Source organism: Niallia sp. 01092 (genome assembly GCF_052318935.1).
Classification (GTDB): Bacteria; Bacillota; Bacilli; order Bacillales; family Cytobacillaceae; genus Niallia.
Map to the genome: position 1 here is coordinate 1 of NZ_JBQRKO010000098.1, position 214 is coordinate 214.

1 protein-coding gene is annotated in these 214 nt (G+C 46.7%); it reads left to right on the top strand.

Annotation, left to right across the window (positions count from 1 at the left end; genetic code table 11):
- Positions 1 to 214 (top strand): ABC transporter permease subunit (locus tag ACTXGU_RS22480; protein WP_443483709.1); only part of this gene is annotated, 214 nt, incomplete at both ends.

Consider the following 214-nt stretch of genomic DNA (forward strand, 5'->3'; position numbering starts at 1 on the left):
CTATTTAGCGATTATTGTCGCAGTTATCGCTTGGTTTGTTATGTATAAAACACCGTTTGGACTTCGGCTGCGTTCCGTTGGAGAACACCCCATGGCCGCAGATACGATGGGGATTAATGTCACTAAAATGCGTTATATCGGTGTGATTATTTCAGGAGCACTTGGCGGAATTGGCGGCGGCGTGTTTGCCCAGTCGATTACGAATGACTTTACC